18 protein-coding genes are annotated in these 16,358 nt (G+C 36.3%); 6 read left to right on the top strand and 12 right to left on the bottom strand.

Going from position 1 to position 16,358, the window contains the following annotated elements; all coding sequences use genetic code 11:
- The first annotated feature begins 26 nt into the window (after positions 1-26).
- The 5 genes from COB47_RS04780 to ychF all read left to right on the top strand — a co-directional run bounded on the left by COB47_RS04780 (position 27) and on the right by ychF (position 4,273).
- Complete coding sequence (locus COB47_RS04780) at positions 27-1,844, top strand: heme NO-binding domain-containing protein (RefSeq protein ID WP_013290256.1); 1,818 nt, start codon at positions 27-29, stop codon at positions 1,842-1,844.
- Positions 1,845-1,866: 22 nt separating this feature from the next.
- On the top strand, positions 1,867-2,121 hold the full coding sequence (locus COB47_RS04775) for a hypothetical protein (RefSeq protein WP_013290255.1): 255 nt from the start codon (positions 1,867-1,869) through the stop codon (positions 2,119-2,121).
- A 37-nt stretch (positions 2,122-2,158) separates the two neighbouring features.
- Entirely contained in the window at positions 2,159-2,815 is a 657-nt protein-coding gene (locus COB47_RS04770; protein ID WP_013290254.1) for a lytic transglycosylase domain-containing protein, read from the top strand.
- A 49-nt stretch (positions 2,816-2,864) separates the two neighbouring features.
- The gene (locus COB47_RS12280) at positions 2,865-3,023 is read left to right on the top strand and encodes a hypothetical protein (protein ID WP_167317446.1); all 159 of its coding nucleotides are present in this window, start codon (positions 2,865-2,867) and stop codon (positions 3,021-3,023) included.
- A gap of 161 nt (positions 3,024-3,184) precedes the next feature.
- Positions 3,185-4,273, top strand: coding sequence for a redox-regulated ATPase YchF (ychF, locus tag COB47_RS04765; protein ID WP_013290252.1), 1,089 nt, complete (start codon positions 3,185-3,187; stop codon positions 4,271-4,273).
- Between the two features lie 54 nt (positions 4,274-4,327).
- Here the strand turns inward: ychF and larC2 are convergent, their stop codons facing one another.
- The 12 genes from larC2 to COB47_RS04705 form a co-directional block, all read right to left on the bottom strand.
- Positions 4,328-4,660, bottom strand: a complete 333-nt coding sequence (gene larC2, locus COB47_RS12775; protein WP_041742706.1) for a nickel pincer cofactor biosynthesis protein LarC2 — start codon at positions 4,658-4,660, stop codon at positions 4,328-4,330.
- Between the two features lie 44 nt (positions 4,661-4,704).
- Entirely contained in the window at positions 4,705-5,448 is a 744-nt protein-coding gene (larC, locus tag COB47_RS12770) for a nickel pincer cofactor biosynthesis protein LarC (protein WP_041742423.1), read from the bottom strand.
- Positions 5,449-5,478: 30 nt separating this feature from the next.
- Complete coding sequence (larB, locus tag COB47_RS04750) at positions 5,479-6,240, bottom strand: nickel pincer cofactor biosynthesis protein LarB (RefSeq protein WP_013290251.1); 762 nt, start codon at positions 6,238-6,240, stop codon at positions 5,479-5,481.
- A 27-nt stretch (positions 6,241-6,267) separates the two neighbouring features.
- Positions 6,268-7,074: an ATP-dependent sacrificial sulfur transferase LarE gene (larE, locus tag COB47_RS04745; protein ID WP_013290250.1), complete on the bottom strand. Its 807-nt coding sequence runs from the start codon at positions 7,072-7,074 to the stop codon at positions 6,268-6,270.
- A gap of 24 nt (positions 7,075-7,098) precedes the next feature.
- Entirely contained in the window at positions 7,099-7,971 is an 873-nt protein-coding gene (locus COB47_RS04740; protein ID WP_013290249.1) for an aldose epimerase family protein, read from the bottom strand.
- Between the two features lie 32 nt (positions 7,972-8,003).
- Positions 8,004-9,470 carry an IMP dehydrogenase gene (gene guaB, locus COB47_RS04735; protein ID WP_013290248.1) on the bottom strand — a complete coding sequence of 489 codons (1,467 nt, stop codon included), beginning with the start codon at positions 9,468-9,470 and terminating at the stop codon, positions 8,004-8,006.
- A gap of 29 nt (positions 9,471-9,499) precedes the next feature.
- Positions 9,500-10,024 carry a DUF6106 family protein gene (locus COB47_RS04730; RefSeq protein WP_013290247.1) on the bottom strand — a complete coding sequence of 175 codons (525 nt, stop codon included), beginning with the start codon at positions 10,022-10,024 and terminating at the stop codon, positions 9,500-9,502.
- A 92-nt stretch (positions 10,025-10,116) separates the two neighbouring features.
- Positions 10,117-10,674: a signal peptidase I gene (gene lepB / locus COB47_RS04725; protein ID WP_013290246.1), complete on the bottom strand. Its 558-nt coding sequence runs from the start codon at positions 10,672-10,674 to the stop codon at positions 10,117-10,119.
- A 94-nt stretch (positions 10,675-10,768) separates the two neighbouring features.
- Complete coding sequence (locus COB47_RS04720) at positions 10,769-13,129, bottom strand: endonuclease MutS2 (RefSeq protein ID WP_013290245.1); 2,361 nt, start codon at positions 13,127-13,129, stop codon at positions 10,769-10,771.
- A gap of 126 nt (positions 13,130-13,255) precedes the next feature.
- Complete coding sequence (locus COB47_RS04715) at positions 13,256-14,515, bottom strand: glutamate-5-semialdehyde dehydrogenase (protein ID WP_013290244.1); 1,260 nt, start codon at positions 14,513-14,515, stop codon at positions 13,256-13,258.
- 25 nt (positions 14,516-14,540) lie between these two features.
- The gene (gene proB, locus COB47_RS04710; protein ID WP_013290243.1) at positions 14,541-15,341 is read right to left on the bottom strand and encodes a glutamate 5-kinase; all 801 of its coding nucleotides are present in this window, start codon (positions 15,339-15,341) and stop codon (positions 14,541-14,543) included.
- Between the two features lie 10 nt (positions 15,342-15,351).
- Complete coding sequence (locus COB47_RS04705) at positions 15,352-15,654, bottom strand: hypothetical protein (protein WP_013290242.1); 303 nt, start codon at positions 15,652-15,654, stop codon at positions 15,352-15,354.
- A 120-nt stretch (positions 15,655-15,774) separates the two neighbouring features.
- On the opposite strand from COB47_RS04705, the gene thpR reads away from it, so the two are divergent.
- Entirely contained in the window at positions 15,775-16,326 is a 552-nt protein-coding gene (gene thpR / locus COB47_RS04700) for an RNA 2',3'-cyclic phosphodiesterase (RefSeq protein ID WP_013290241.1), read from the top strand.
- Positions 16,327-16,358: the final 32 nt, after the last annotated feature.

Below are 16,358 nucleotides of genomic sequence, written 5' to 3'. Positions count from 1 at the left end.
ACTTTTTAGAAAGGGGAAATGAAAGCTTGAAAGGAACTGTTGTTTTAACCTGGCTTGAAACAATTGGAAATATATGGGGAGAGGATATCAAAAAGTATGCAAGGCAGGGTATGGGACTTGACGAATCAGCGATAATTTCACCCACAGATGATATCGATGATGAGCTTGTTCACAAGATGATTGAAAAGGCGTGCGAAAAGGCAAACATCACCCCTTCGCAGATGTGGAGAGAGATTGGTAAAAATAATATAAGAACTTTTAGTAAATGGTTCCCTTCATATTTTCAAAGGCTCTCATTAAAAGGCTTTTTAGAATACATGGATGATGTCCACAGCCAGCTTACCAGAATGATAAAAGGTGCAAAACCACCCAGAATAATTTTTGAAGAGATATCGCCAAATGAAGCCTACATAACATATATATCCAAAAGAGGATTTTATGATTATTTTCTTGGTCTTCTTGAAGGAAGTGCTGAATTTTTCAATGAAAAACTGGATTTTGGAGAGTTTGAAAGGTACAAAGATGAAGAGGGATTTTATCACTTAAAAATCAGGATTAGATTTGAAAAAACAAATCGAAAGATCAAAAAAGCTTATTTTAACATAATAGCAGGCTTAGGGTTTATAAGATCCTTAGAGTTTAAAATTTCTATATTCTCAAGTATTGCTGTAATTGTTCTGAGCTTTATACTTGATTCGAATAAATCTGAATATGCTAATCATCTTCTTACGGCAGGTCTCACATTTGTAACAACATTTGTTGCTGCATTTTTTATACTAAGACCTCTAAAACCTATTTATGATGAGTTAAACGCTCTCAAGAACTTGGACTTCAGCGGTTCACTGATTATAAAGACAAATGACAAATTAGAAAACTTTGCAAAAATGTTAGCAACTACAAAATCTTCTGTTAAAAAAGATTTGTTATTATTAAAAGGCGGTAGTGATGAGATATTTAACTTCTCCAAAAATATAAAAGAGATTGCTGACAAGATGAAAAGTCTTTCAGATTCAGTCTCTGGTATCGTAAATGATGTTGCACAAGGTGCTGTCCATCAGGCAGAAGAGATTGAAAAAGCTGTAACAACTTTAAATGAAAACATTGAAAATTTAAAACAAATTGTATCCCAGCAAACTCAGACAAAAGATATTTTGACGGATGTCAATCAAACACTAAATAATTCTGGAAAGGATATTAGTGAGGCTGCAAAAGATATAAACATAATTAGCACAGAGTTCTCTGAGATTGTTCAAAAAGGCAGCAAACTTTCTGAAGAGGCAAATGAGGTTATGAAGATAACATCAACAGTTGCAGAGATCTCAAACCAGATTAACATGCTTGCACTCAATGCATCAATTGAAGCTGCAAGGGCTGGAAATGTTGGTGTAGGATTTGCCGTTGTTGCAGATGAGATAAGAAAGCTTGCAGATAGCACAATGTCATTCGCAAAGACAATCAATAAAAATCTTAAAACTTTTGTTGAAGAGATTGAAACTCTTTCAAGCACTTTAACTCAGCAGTTTGAAAAGCTTACAAAGAGTGAATCTACTTTAAATGATGTTGTGAATAAAAACAGCCAAAACATTGAAAGAATATCAAATGTAGTGGAAACTTTAATTTTGCAAATTGAGTCATTGTCTCAGGAAGCAGAAAGAATTTCAAACGTATTTGAATCAATTACATCACTTTCAGCAATATCTCAAGAGAACTCTGCATCTGCCCAGGAGATGGCAGCTTCAATCTCTATGTATGCAGAGAGTATAAAAGAACTCTTGAACAAGGTTGCTGACCTTGAAAATCTTTCAAACGTGTTTAAAGAAGAGCTTTCAAAATATCGATTATAAAAATAAAGGGAGGTTTTTTAAAATGTGTAAAACTTTTATTGCTGCAATTTTAGTTGATAACAGACTTCATGATGCTCCAAAACTTCAGGAGATTTTAACAAAACATGGATGTATTATCAAAACAAGACTTGGAATTCATGAAGCAGGTGAGAGCTGTTCAAACCAGGGACTTATCATCTTGCACATGCAGGCAACAGAGGATGAGATAAAGGCATTTGAAAATGATGTAAAACAGCTTGATCATGTGAAACTTCAATATATGAATCTTGAATGCTAAAGTTTTTAAAAATAAAATTACATGAGGGGATTTTGTTATGACAATTTATAACGTTCAGGATTTAATTGCACAGAAATTTTCACAAATAGCACAACGAATGTCAAACAAAACTAACCTCCCTCAGAATTTCAAGGAAATTTTTGCCCAAAGTTTTGAAAATGCTATTCAAACAACTAATGTAGAAAGTAATATACCTATTTCTGGAGCTTCTTTGCAAGTTTCAAATATTAGAATCCAGAACAGTTATAATCTGAAAAGTTCAAGTTATTCTTTTAGAAATTCAATTAATAATTTGAGCAAAGATGATATAATACTTATTGCAACACAAAAGGCAAAACAATATGGAGTTTTGCCAAGCCTGGTTTTAAGTGTTATCGAAGCAGAATCAGGTTTTCGCCAAGATGCAGTCTCTAAGGCTGGCGCAATTGGTCTTATGCAGCTTATGCCTCAAACCGCAAAATCTCTTGGTGTAAATCCATATGACCCTATTGAAAACTTAGATGGTGGTATAAGATATTTGAAGGAAAAGATTGAACAATTCGATGGTAACATTGAACTTGCTCTGGCAGCTTACAATGCAGGTCCAGCAAATGTTTTAAAGTTTGGTGGAATTCCACCTTTTGATGAAACTGTAAACTATGTGCAAAAAGTGCTAATGAATTTGCAAAAATATAGAGAATATGATAATGTATAATCCCCCTCTTGATTTGTACAAATTAATAGTAATGAGGGGGAGATTAAAAATGGTCAGAAAAAGAAAGCTATATAATCCTCAAAGGGCTAAATTCCACATGCTCAAGGCAAAAAAGAATATGCTGTGTATGCTCGGCTCTTATCTTACAGGACTTTTCAAGGGTATGATAATTGGAATGATAATCGGCAAAAAACTTAAAAAAGATTAACTTTTTTAACTATATGAACACCACCTTAAAAAAGTGTTAAAGTTTATTTACAGGGTGGTGTTTTTATTTTGCACAATATCTAAATTGATTTTTGACAAAAATTATTCTATACTGTTTATTTGTAAAAAACAAAAGATTTTCATAGGGGGCAAAAAAGAAAAATGCGACTTGGTATTGTTGGACTTCCTAATGTAGGCAAAAGCACTCTGTTCAATGCAATAACAAAAGCAGGTGCAGAAGCTGCAAATTATCCGTTTTGTACAATTGAACCCAACGTTGGTGTCGTTGCAGTACCTGATGAAAGATTAGATATACTTGCCAGAATATATAATCCTGAAAAGGTTACACCTGCTTTTATTGAATTTGTTGACATTGCAGGACTTGTAAAAGGTGCAAGTAAAGGTGAAGGCCTTGGCAATAAGTTTTTGTCTCATATAAGAGAGGTTGACGCAATTGTTCATGTTGTTCGCTGTTTTGATGATACTGATATAGTCCACGTGGAAGGAAGCGTGAACCCAAGAAGAGATATTGAAACAATCAATTTAGAGTTAATATTTGCCGATATGGAAATGCTGGAAAGAAGGCTTGACAAGACAAGAAAACTTGCAAAAAACAACAAAGAAGCAGCACATGAAGTTGAAATCATGGAAAAGATTTATTCTACATTGGAAAGTGGCAAAATGGCAAGAACGCTCAAATTCGATGATGAAGATGATTTGAAATTTGTAAACTCTTTGAACCTTCTTACATTCAAACCCACAATCTATGCAGCAAACATCTCTGAAAATGATATTGGAAAAGAAAACGAATATGTAAAAATAATAAAGGAAATTGCAGCAGAAGAAGGGTCAGAAGTAATTGTTATCTGCGCTAAAATTGAAGAAGAAATTGCTGCGTTGCCAGATGAAGAAAAAAAGGAATTCTTAAAAGAACTCGGAATTGAAAAATCTGGACTTGACAATTTAATTCAAGCAGGATATAAACTGTTAGGGCTGATTTCGTTTTTGACAGCTGGTGAAAAAGAAGTAAGAGCATGGACTATCAAAAAAGGTACAAAAGCGCCACAGGCAGCTGGTAAAATCCACAGTGATTTCGAAAAAGGATTTATAAGAGCTGAAGTTGTACCGTTTGAAGTGCTGGTAGAGTGTGGCGGTTTTGCCCAGGCAAAAGAAAAAGGGCTTGTCAGGTCAGAAGGAAAAGATTATGTCATGCAAGATGGTGATGTGGTAATATTCAGGTTCAATGTTTAAAAAGCTCAACAAAAAAGGGGCTTTCCAACTCTGCTCTTTTGGATTGCCCCTTTTTTATTCAGTTAACTTTTTAATATCTTCAAATTCTAATTTGATTCTTTTAATATCTTCGTAAGAGCTTATCTTTAATCTTAGTTCAGGGTTGTCTTGAATTATCTTTTCATATCTTTCCATCTCTATTCTCTGCATTTTTACAAATCTCACACCAATCGTAGATGTCCAGCGAAAGATTGCATAGACAACATTATCAAAGTTCTTTGCTTTTGTAATTACTCCAATCTTGTAAGCAGGTCTACCTTTTTTCATATAAATTGGAGTAAAATAGACATCCAAAGCTCCGCTTTGCATTATCTTCTCAAGTGCAAGCGAAAGATGCTCACCTGTCATATCATCAATGTTTGCAAATATCTCAAAATAATCACCATCAAAATTCAGTTTTTTTTTCCAACTATAGCTCTCACAACATTAGGAATAGGAAGTTCTTTTGTTCCTGCCCCATACCCAATCTTTTCGATGGTTATATTTGGCATTTGAGAAAAGGAGCTTGCCACTGCTGCTGCAATCCCAATGCCTGTTGGAGTTATAAGCTCAGATTCAATATCATTTGTAGAAATTGGAATGCTATTTTGCCTTGCAATCTCTAAAACAGCTGGTGCTGGCACGGGAATAATGCCGTGCATTGATTTTGTAAATCCTCTGCCGTCACAAAGAGGTGAAAAGATTATCTTTTCTGGTTTTAAATACTCTATGCAAAGAGAAAATGCAACAATATCAACTATTGAATCATCTGCTCCAACTTCGTGGAAAGAAACATCTTCCATTTCTTTACCATGAACTTTTGCTTCTGCTAAAGCTATCTTCTCAAATATTTTTATCGACATCTCTTTTACAGTCTCTGGCAAAGAGCTTTCTATCAGCATCTTTTTTATATCTTTAAAAGTTCTGTGATGATGGGTGCTATCGCTGTGATGTTCATGGCTATGTGAATTAGTATTTACTATAAACCTTTTTGCCTTAATACCATTTACAAACTTCTCCTCAACAGAAAGCTCTACGTTAAGCTTTAAAAGTGAAATATTTGATTTTATATATTCAAAATCAACTCCGCAATCAATCAGTGATGCAACAAGCATATCACCTGCAACACCTGAAATTGCATCAAAATAGAGAATCATAAAATTTATCCTCCTCTTTTTCTTCCCTCTTTACAAGTTCTGATTTGCAAGTGAGTTTATCATATGTGCAACAATGGCTGCACCAAATCCATTGTCAATATTGACCACACAAACACCGTTTGCACACGAGTTTAGCATGGTAAGAAGGGCTGAAAGCCCCTTAAAATTTGCGCCATAACCAACAGATGTTGGAACAGCAATAACAGGTTTTGAAACAAGCCCAGCAACAACTGACGCAAGTGCACCTTCCATACCGGCAACTGCAACAACTGCGTTGGCTGACTGAATCTCTTCAAGATGGGCAAACAGTCTGTGTATTCCTGCAACACCAACATCGTACATTCTCTTTACATTGTTCCCTAAAATCTCTAAAACTATAGCTGCTTCTTCCGCCACTTTTAAATCGGCAGTTCCAGCAGACACAACAGCAACGTGTCCTTTCGGATTTTTGATAATCTCAACCCTCTTTGCACAGATAATTTTACCTGTTTCATAATATACCACATCATCTTTTAGATGTTCTCTCAAGTATTCATACTGCTCTCTGCTTGCCCTTGTGCCAATAATGTTTACTTCTCCTCTTTCAATCATCCTCCCAAAAATCTTTAAAACCTGCTCTTTTGTCTTCCCTTCACAAAAGATGACCTCAGACATACCCTGTCTGAGCTTGCGGTGATGGTCAATCTTTGCAAAGTCAATGTCTTCAAACGGCATCTTGGCAAAAACTTTCAGTGCCTCGTCAACCGAAATTTTGCCCTCTTTGACATTCTCAAGTATTCTTCTTACATCCATTTTCTACCTTCTTCCTTTCGTGTCAAATCAGTTCATGCTTCCTGTCCTGTAACCAGAAAGGTCAAGCGTCACATACTTAAATCCCAAAGCTTTCAAAACGTTTGAAACTTCATCAAGTAGTTTTGTGTCGAAAAATTTTGAAAGTTCCTCTTTTGCAACCTCAATTCGCGCAACAGCTCCGTGATGTCTTACTCTCACCTGTGAAAATCCTTTTTGAACCAAATAATCTTCCGCCTTTTCTATCATTTGAAGTTTTTCCAATGTAATTTCATCACCATATGGAATTCTTGTAACCAAACATGCAGAAGAATGTTTTTGATATGTGGAAAGCCCAAACTCTTTCGACAAATACCTTATCTCCTCTTTTGTTAGTCCTGCTTCAAACAGGGGGCTTTTGATACCTTCTTCCTCAAGTGCTTTTCTTCCAGGCCTGAAATCCTGAAGGTCATCTATATTTGAACCTTCAACTATTTCGTTTAGATTTAATTCTTCTTTCAATACTTTTAATCTTTTTACTAAATCTTTCTTACAATAATAGCATCTGAGTCTATCATTTTTCATAAAATCACCGTTTGAAAAAACATCTCTCTCTATAACAATCAGTTTTGCACCAATATCTTTTGCAATTTTTTCTGCATCTTCCTTTTCCCTTTGCGGACTCAAAACTGAACTTGAAAATACTGCGATGACTTTGTCGCCCAAAACATCAAACGAAACCTTTAACAAAAATGTAGAGTCAACTCCCCCCGAAAACGCAACAAGCACACTTTCATAGCCCTTTATAATTTCTTTTAGCCTTCCAAGTTTTTCATATGCAATTTTTTTATCGACCAACGTTTTAATCCCCGCCTTTTTTAATCACTCATTTGCAAGTTTAATTGCAAACCATCCTTCAAAGATTGCTCCTGGCTCTAAGTAATAAAACTTGTTATTGATATATCCTTCATGCTCGCCCATCCAAGGCTCAACACATACAAAGTCAAAATCTTTTAAAGACCAAACTACTATGTTTTTGAAATTCTCATCTTTCAAAAGCACTATTTTTTTATCTCTGTCAAGAGTAATTTCAACTTCGCTACTTCCTACATCCAAAAAGTCAAGATTTACCTCAGGTTTTGAAAAATCAATCTCTTTGAAATCCTGAAGATCAATAAATCTCTTCTCAACATCGTCAAAGCACTTTTCACATTCAAGCTTGAGAGTAAATTCATCCTTATTACACAAAAAGTATGGATGAAATCCAGCATAAAAAGGCATTATACTGCTATCCTCGTTTTTCACAATCATTTTTACTTCAAACATTTCATCATCAATTAGATATTGCATTACAAATTCAAAGTCGTACGGATAAAACTTTTTTGTAAACTCACTGCTTGAAAGCCTCAAGGCTATACCATTTTTATCTGGCATGTCAATATACCCCGCTATGTTAAAACTGCTGTCTCTTGCAAACCCGTGATTTTTCATCTCAAACTCTTGACCTTTGAAAAAAATCTTGCCGTCCACAACTCTGCCACATATCGGGAACAAAACTGGTATTCCGCCTCTTATGTTTTTTGTTCTGTCAAAAAGGGTCGCTTCATTCAAATAAAGAATTTCTTTGCCGGAAAGATTGAGTAAAACAACAATTGCACCCCGCTCGGGTGCAACTGTGAAATATGAACTTTTTGTCTTTGAATATATCTTAACAAGCTCCAAACCATTTTCAAGATATTTTTCTACAAACTCCAAAACAACTTTCCTCCCCTATTCAAAACTTCTGACTACTCAACATGAACGGAATAGTTTGGTGCTTCTTTTGTGATATAGATGTCGTGCGGATGGCTTTCTCTGACACCAGCCTGAGTAACCTTGACAAACTTTGCCTTCTGCTGAAGCTCTTTTATGGTTCTTGCTCCACAATAACCCATACCAGATTTCAAACCGCCAATGAGCTGGAAAACAGTGTCTTCAAGCGGACCTTTATATGGAACTCTACCCTCAACCCCTTCAGGAACAAGTTTTGAAGCATCTTCCTGGAAATATCTATCCTTGCTTCCTGCTTTCATTGCTGAAAGCGAACCCATGCCTCTATAAACCTTAAACCTTCGTCCCTGGTAAATCTCACACTCACCAGGACTTTCTTCACATCCTGCAAAAAGGCTCCCTATCATAACAACATCAGCACCAGCTGCCAGCGCCTTTGTTATGTCCCCCGAATACCTAATTCCACCATCAGCAATAACAGGAATACCATATTCTTTTGCAACTTTAGCCACATCCATTATGGCAGTTATCTGCGGCACACCAATGCCTGCAACAACCCTTGTTGTACAGATAGACCCAGGCCCAATTCCAACCTTCACACAGTCAGCACCAGCTTCAATCAAATCACGGGCTGCCTCAGCCGTTGCAATATTGCCCGCAACAACCTGAATGTTTGGATACCTTGATTTAATTTTCTTTACTGTTTCAATTACACCTTTTGAATGCCCGTGAGCTGTGTCAACAACAATCACATCAACCTGAGCTTTAACAAGAGCATCAACACGCTCATCTGTGTCTCTTGACACACCCACAGCAGCAGCACACAGAAGCCTGCCTTTGCTGTCCTTTGCTGCATTTGGGTACTTTACTGCTTTTTCAATATCTTTTATGGTGATAAGACCTTTTAGATTCCCATCATCATCAACAATAGGAAGCTTTTCTATTTTGTGCTTTTTCATGATCTCCTTTGCTTCTTCTAAGGTGATGCCTTCCTTTGCGGTAATAAGGTTACTTGCCGTCATAACATCCTTGATTGGCTTTGAATAATCTGTCTCAAATCTGATATCCCTGTTTGTAATGATACCAACAAGTTTGCCGTTTACAGTTATTGGAACACCTGAAATGCGATACTTTGCCATCAGCTCCATTGCTTCATATATTTTATTTTCAGGAGACAAATAGAATGGATCAACTATTACACCATGTTCAGACCTTTTTACCTTGTCTACCTCGCTTGCTTGTTCTTCCACTGTCATATTCTTGTGGATAACACCAATTCCACCCTCACGGGCAATGGCAATTGCCATGCGTGATTCTGTCACAGTGTCCATACCGGCTGACATAAGGGGAATGTTGAGTTTTATCGTCTTTGTAAGATAAGTTGACACATCCACATCCTTTGGCAAAACCTCACTGTACTGAGGTACAAGCAAAACATCATCAAATGTCAGTGCCTCTTTGATTATTTTATCTTCAAATGCCATCTCAATCTCAATCTCCTTTGGAAAATTTTTTATCTATAAATTTGGTAAGGCTTTTTCTGGAAGAACTTGTTTATTGCCTGAACTATCTCTTCGTTCGGCTCAAACAATATTCTTGTTTTTTTGCCTTCTACATTGGCAACAATGGCATATACATTCTCATCGCCGCTGTTTGATGTGCAGTCAAATGACTGGACAATACTCTTGTCGTTTTTTTGAGCGTTGAACATACTTGAGTCTTTCGAAGAAATAAAATAGTCAATCTTTCGGATGTCCAAAGACACCACCCTACTTCGTTTTCTCTGAGCAATTATCTTGTCTATGTCAAGATAGTGGTTTGTTACTGCGTATTCGAATTCAATGTTATAGTTTCTCGAAAGATAAACTGCACCCCAGATAGTAAGAACTAATAAAACTGGTCCCAAGGTATTTAAAACTGGGATTAAAAATGTGATAAGTCCAACCAATACCCCGCCAACAATAATCAGTACTTGTTTTGCCTTTTCACCAGAGGTCTTTTTTCTGACAATCAGCTGTTCATGGAAAACATCGTTCATAACTTAAAATCAACCCTCCGAAATCACTTAAATTTTTCAGAAATCAATTTATTAAAATATATTGATTACGCTCATAAATTTTTGATCTTTATCTATTTCAATACTCCTGCGCGGCTGAGTGGCCAAACTCTGAAAACTACCTTGCCTATAATATCATCTCTTGGAACATACTTATGTTCCCAAAACCGGCTGTCGTGAGAGTCGTTCCTGTTATCACCCATCATGAAATAGTGTCCGGGCGGAACTTTGTAAGGTCCAAAGCTTCCTACCATGGGTTCTTTCAGATAATTTTCTTTGTAGACTTTACCATTGATGTACAAAACACCATCTTTTATCTCGATTGTGTCGCCAGGAAGTCCTATAACTCTTTTGACATATAAAGTTTTCCTATCGTCTGGATACTTGAAAACTACAATGTCTCCTCTTTTGACATCTTCTATATGAAGAACATACCCAAGCTTATACACAAAAAGCTTATCATTTAACTGAATTGTATTGAGCATTGACCCTGTTGGAACAATTACAAGTGAAAAGACATATGCGCGCAGGACAAGAGCAATAAGCACTGCTCCGCCAATCCATAAAATCCACTCAACTGCTTCTTTTACCACTTTGTTTTGAAGTTTCAGTGTTTGATGCTGTTCCATCATCAATATTCGTCTCCTTCTTTTCTGAAGTTAAAAAATAGAAGCTTAAATATAAGTTTAATTGAATTTATCTGCCAAGTCAATATCAAGAAAATCATTAGTCTTTCAGCTCAACTACTGTGACACCCTGTTCACCTTCACCATATGTTCCATCTCTGAATGATTTCACATGTGGATGCCGCCTCAAAAAACTCCTTATCGTCTGGCGCAAAACCCCAGTGCCTTTCCCATGGATTATTGTCACTTGTTTTAATCCTGCTGTGTATGCATCATCCAAGTACTTGTCAACCTCTAAAATGGCATCATTGCTTGTTTTGCCTCTCACATCAATGGACATGTCAATACTCTTTTGATTGATTTCAACTCCTTTTTTAGAAGAAACCAAGTTTTTGGTAGCTGTCTCTTCTTCTATTTCAAAAATGTCTGATATATTTACAGAAAGCTTCATAATGCCAATTCTAACAGTAAGATTTCCTTTAGAGTCAGGCAGTGACTCAACAAATCCTTCTGCATCAAAGCTTTTGACATATACCTTTTGCCCCAGTCGAAGGTTTTCAGGCAGTTTTGACTGTAGTTTTTCTTCTTTTCGTGATGCCTGTTCTATGCTCTTTACAAGGTTTTCATATTCTCTTTTCTTTTCTTCAAGCTGTTTTAACATCTCTTTTTCCTTTAGGCTCTCTGCAATCTTTTTAAGCTCTTTGAATAGCTTTTCAACTTCATCTTCAACCTTTTGCACAAACTCACGTGCCTCTTTTGATGCTCTTTCTTTTATCTTCTGCTTTTCTGCCTCAAATCTTCTTCTTTCTTCTTCTAAGGTTTTCTTTAATTCTTCAGCTTCACTCTTAAGTTTATTTGCACTTTCAAGAGCCTCTTCCAGTTCTCTTCGTTTTCTCTCCATCTCGTTTATTATATCTGTGAGCTCCAGCGTTTTTTTAGACATGTAGCCTTTAGCAAGCTCTATTATTTCTTTGTTTAGCCCCAAATTAGAAGATATATAAAGTGCATTACTCATACCGGGAATTCCAATCAAAAGCCTGTATGTTGGTTTTAAAGTATTTATATCAAACTCGCAAGAAGCGTTTTCGAACCTCTCTTCCTGCTGAGCAAATGTTTTAAGCTCTCCATAATGTGTTGTAGCAACAACTTTAGCACCCTTATTGTGGAGAAATTTCAAAATTGCCTTTGCAAGTGCTGCACCTTCTTCAGGGTCTGTACCAGAGCCAATCTCGTCCAAAAGAACAAGTGTTGAACTGTCTGCATTTTGTGTTATCTCAATTATATTTTTCATATGCGCTGAAAAAGTTGAAAGGCTCTGAATTATGCTCTGTTCATCTCCAATATCTGCAAATATCTTTGAAAACACACACACCTCAGACCTATCATCAGCCGGGATAAATACTCCACTCTGAGCAAGAAGACAGAAAAGCCCAATGGTCTTTAAAGTTACAGTCTTTCCACCTGTGTTTGGACCTGTAATTACAAGAACATCAAATTCTTTACCCAGATGCACATCAATTGGCACAACCTTTTCTTTTTTAATCAACGGATGTCTTGCTTTTTTGAGATTAATATATCCAGCTGTGTTGAGGATTGGCTTTGAAGCCCGAAATTGATGTGCCCACTGTGCTTTGGTAAATAGAATATCAAGTTCAGAAAGACTCTCGAAATTTTGTTTTATCTCATTATAGCTATCTGAAATAAGCTGGGAAAGCTCCTGCAATAGCTTCTCTATCTCTTCTTTTTCTTCTGACCTTGCAACCCTTATCTGGTTTGAAATTTCAACACACACAAACGGCTCAACAAAAAGTGTGGCACCTGTTGCAGACTGGTCGTGAATAATTCCCTTGATGCTGTCTTTGTGTTCAGCCTTCACAGGAAGCAAAAGCTTATCCCCTCTAACTGTTATAATCGGCTCTTGCAAAAACCTCTGGATTTTAGGATCTCTTATCATCCTGTTCAGTTCATCTCTTATTTTTGCTTCAAGACGTCTTATCCTATCTCTTATATCTTTTAACCTTGGCGATGCAGTGTCTAAAATCTCTTCAGGCGTCAAAAATGTCTGGTCAATACGGGCTGTGAGTTCTTTGAGATTAAATAGCCTTTCTCGACTGCTTTTCAGATAGTTACCATCTGCATTTGCAAGATATGACCTTACCTCTTGTGAAAGCTTTAATATTCTGTTCACTGCTAAGATTTCGTGCGGTGTCAAAATTGCCTGTGCTTTTGCTTTTTTTAAAACTAAGGAAATATCTGAAAACTCTAAAGCAGGTGGCGTTCCATATTTTAGTATATAGATATAACACTCTTCAACCTTATCAAGTTCTTTTTGGATAAAATCTTTGTCGGTTGAGGGTATAAGATTTTGAAAGTATTTCTTTGCAGGTTCAGAATGTGCAAAATTTATCAGCATCTCTAATACTCTGTCGTATTCTAAAGCTTTAAAGGTTTTTTGATTCAATCTTATCTTACCCCTTTTTATTCAGGTTTTTTAGAAGACATCCAAAGTGTCTTCTCTGACTATTATAGCACACAAGACTTTTCCTTATAAAGAAAAAAGGACAACTTTGTGTCGTCCTCAAAACCTTTATTTTCTCACCTGTCCGCTGCCATAGATGATATATTTTATGGTTGTAAGCTCTTTCAAACCCATTGGTCCTCTTGCATGAAGTTTTTGAGTTGAGATTCCAATCTCTGCTCCAAAACCAAATTCAAAGCCGTCTGTAAATCTTGTTGATGCGTTCACATACACGGCGGCAGCATCTACAAAGTCTAAGAACTTTTGAGCGTTGAAGTAGTCCTTAGTTACAATAGCTTCTGAATGTTTAGAACCATATTTATTGACATGTTCAATTGCATCATCGATGCTGCTAACTACCTTAACACCCATTATCAAATCTAAATATTCTGTATACCAGTCATCTTCAGTGGCTTCTTTTATCTCAATTCCGTTTTTTCTGCAAATCTCAACTGTTTGAGAACATCCTCTTATCTCAACATTTCTTTGCATAAGCTCTTTTACAACCATCGGCAAGAACTGCTCTGCGATGTTTTTGTGAACTAAAAGCTTTTCAGCAGCATTGCAAACGCCTGGTCTTTGAGTCTTTGCATTTATCACAATTTCTTTTGCCATATTAAAATCTGCGCTTTCATCAACAAAAACATGACAGTTTCCAACACCAGTTTCTATCACAGGAACTGTTGCGTTCTGTACAACAGTTTTTATAAGGTTTGCACCACCGCGTGGAATTAAAAGGTCCAAATACTCATTTAATTTCATCATGGCAACAGCAGTCTCACGTGATGTGTCCTCCACAATCTCTATGCTACCTTCCTCAATCCCTGCTTCAAGCAAACCCTCTTTCATTACCTTTACAATAGCAATATTTGAGTTTATTGCTTCAGACCCGCCTCGCAAAAGAACACTGTTACCTGCCTTTAAACACAGCACAGCTGCATCAACAGTAACATTTGGTCTTGCCTCATAAATTATTCCTATTGCACCAATTGGCACTCTCTTTTGCCCGATAATAAGCCCATTTGGACGCTTCCACATAGAAATAACTTCGCCAACAGGGTCAGGAAGTTTTATGACATCCTCAATCCCTTTACAGATTTGCTTTATTCTATCCTCTGTAAGTTTTAACCTGTCTAAAAGAGCTCCCTTGATGCCTTTTATCGCAGCATTTTCCATGTCTTTTTGGTTTTCCTGCAAGATATACTCCATCTTCTCTAATAACTTCTGAGATATGCACGAAAGTGCCCTGTTCTTTTCATTTTCAGAAAGATTCATGAGCTTTTTTGACGCTTCTTTAACCTTCTTTGCTTTTTCTATCAAATCACTCATATTTAAATTCTTCCCCCTTCTGTATTTACCTTGAAATAGCATTCTTGCTTATAAACAAAGTTCCTATCTCTTTACCTTCTAAAATTTCCTTCACAACTGTTGGATTCTCACCATTTGCAATTACCATAGGAATCCCATGTTGCATTGCAATCTTAGCAGCTTCAATTTTGGTCTGCATACCACCTGTTGAGTTTGCAGTACCAGCACCACCCGCAATGCTTTCTATATATGAATCAATCTCAAATACCTCAGTTATAAGTTTTGCACTGCTATCAATTCTCGGGTCACACGTATAAAGCCCATCTATATCAGAAAGAATTACCAAAAGGTCGGCATCAATTATTGTTGCAACATAAGCAGACAAAGTATCATTGTCGCCAAACTCAAGCTCTTCAATTGCAACAACGTCGTTTTCGTTTACAATTGGAATTGCACCATATTTGAACAAATATTCAAATGTGTTTTTAACATTTAGCATCTTTTTCTCTTCATCAACAACATCCTTGGTAAGAAGCACCTGTGCAACCACAACTCCATACTCACCAAAAAGCTTTTCGTAAATCTGCATTAAAATTCCCTGACCAATAGCTGCAAGCGCCTGTTTTTCCTGGGTTGTTTTGTGATTTTTGGCAAGCCCAAGCCTGCCCAAACCTGATGCAACAGCACCAGACGTGACTAGCACAACGTCCCTTCCTTCGTTCTTTATGTCAGAAAGAACCCTTGCAAGTTTTTCTAACCGTGAAAGATTTAATTTCCCCGTTGGATATGTTACAGTACTTGTTCCAACCTTTACAACAATCTTTTTCACATCTCCAAAATCTCGCATTTTTCACTTTCTACTCCTTTTCTATGGTAAAGTTATTCAAACTGTCGTTAAAGACAACTTTATATTTTGCATCTCCTTCTACGATATATAGCTGAGCTTGAGTTGTAATATCAATATTTATTCTCTTTAAAAGCTCTTCTTGTATGATGGAAGCAATATTTTGCATAAATTGTTTTGGGTCATTTTCATCAAGGCTTTTTATGTATATTGGCAGTTTTCCCTGCTGAGGTTTGTAAATTTCAACGCTTATAACTCCTGGTGATACAGGAATGTCTGTTGGATATAAAAGTTTTACGCTATAAAGTACTTCCATAATGCCTTTCCCCCTGATAAAATTTAAGATGAAAACTGTTTATATTTATTCTACCAAATATAATGTTACCATTCAAAGATTTTTATGAAAAATATGTATTGAAAGGAATGAAGATTAACCATGCGAACTTTTATTGGTATTGATTTCCCAAAAAGCTTAAAAGAACAGATTGTTGAAGTGCAAAGCTTTTTAAAGTCTATCAGCAAAAAAGGCAGATGGAAATATATTGATAATTTTCATTTAACCCTCAAATTCCTTGGTGAGATTGAATACGAAAAGGTTGAAAAAATCAGACAGGTGCTTGAAAAAAATCTGAAAGACTTTTCCCGTTTTTCATTGAAAATCTCATCGTGTGGATACTTTAAAGGGCATGGAAACCTGAGAGTTGTGTATTTAAAACCAGATGGCAACCTTGAAAAACTTAATACCCTTTTTTCTCTTGTTGAGGATTCAATGGCAGAGATTGGGTTTGAAAGAGAAAAAAGAGAGTATACACCACATATAACAATTGCTCAAGATGTTGTGTTAAATGAGCCTTTTGAGAATTTTCAAAAGTTTGTTGAAAGCTTTACCTTTGATGAAATTCCTGTTGAAAAGGTGATTCTCTTTTTGAGTGAGGAGATAGACAGAAAAAGAGTCTATACACCCATATTTGATATTGAACTTGTATAATTTAGACTTAAATTCTACAGAAAGGGATGAAA

Origin of the sequence: Caldicellulosiruptor obsidiansis OB47 (genome assembly GCF_000145215.1) — a bacterium.
Taxonomy (GTDB): domain Bacteria; phylum Bacillota; class Thermoanaerobacteria; order Caldicellulosiruptorales; family Caldicellulosiruptoraceae; genus Caldicellulosiruptor; species Caldicellulosiruptor obsidiansis.
Note: the sequence above shows the minus strand (reverse complement) of the source record. Positions and strands in the feature narration are given on the sequence as shown.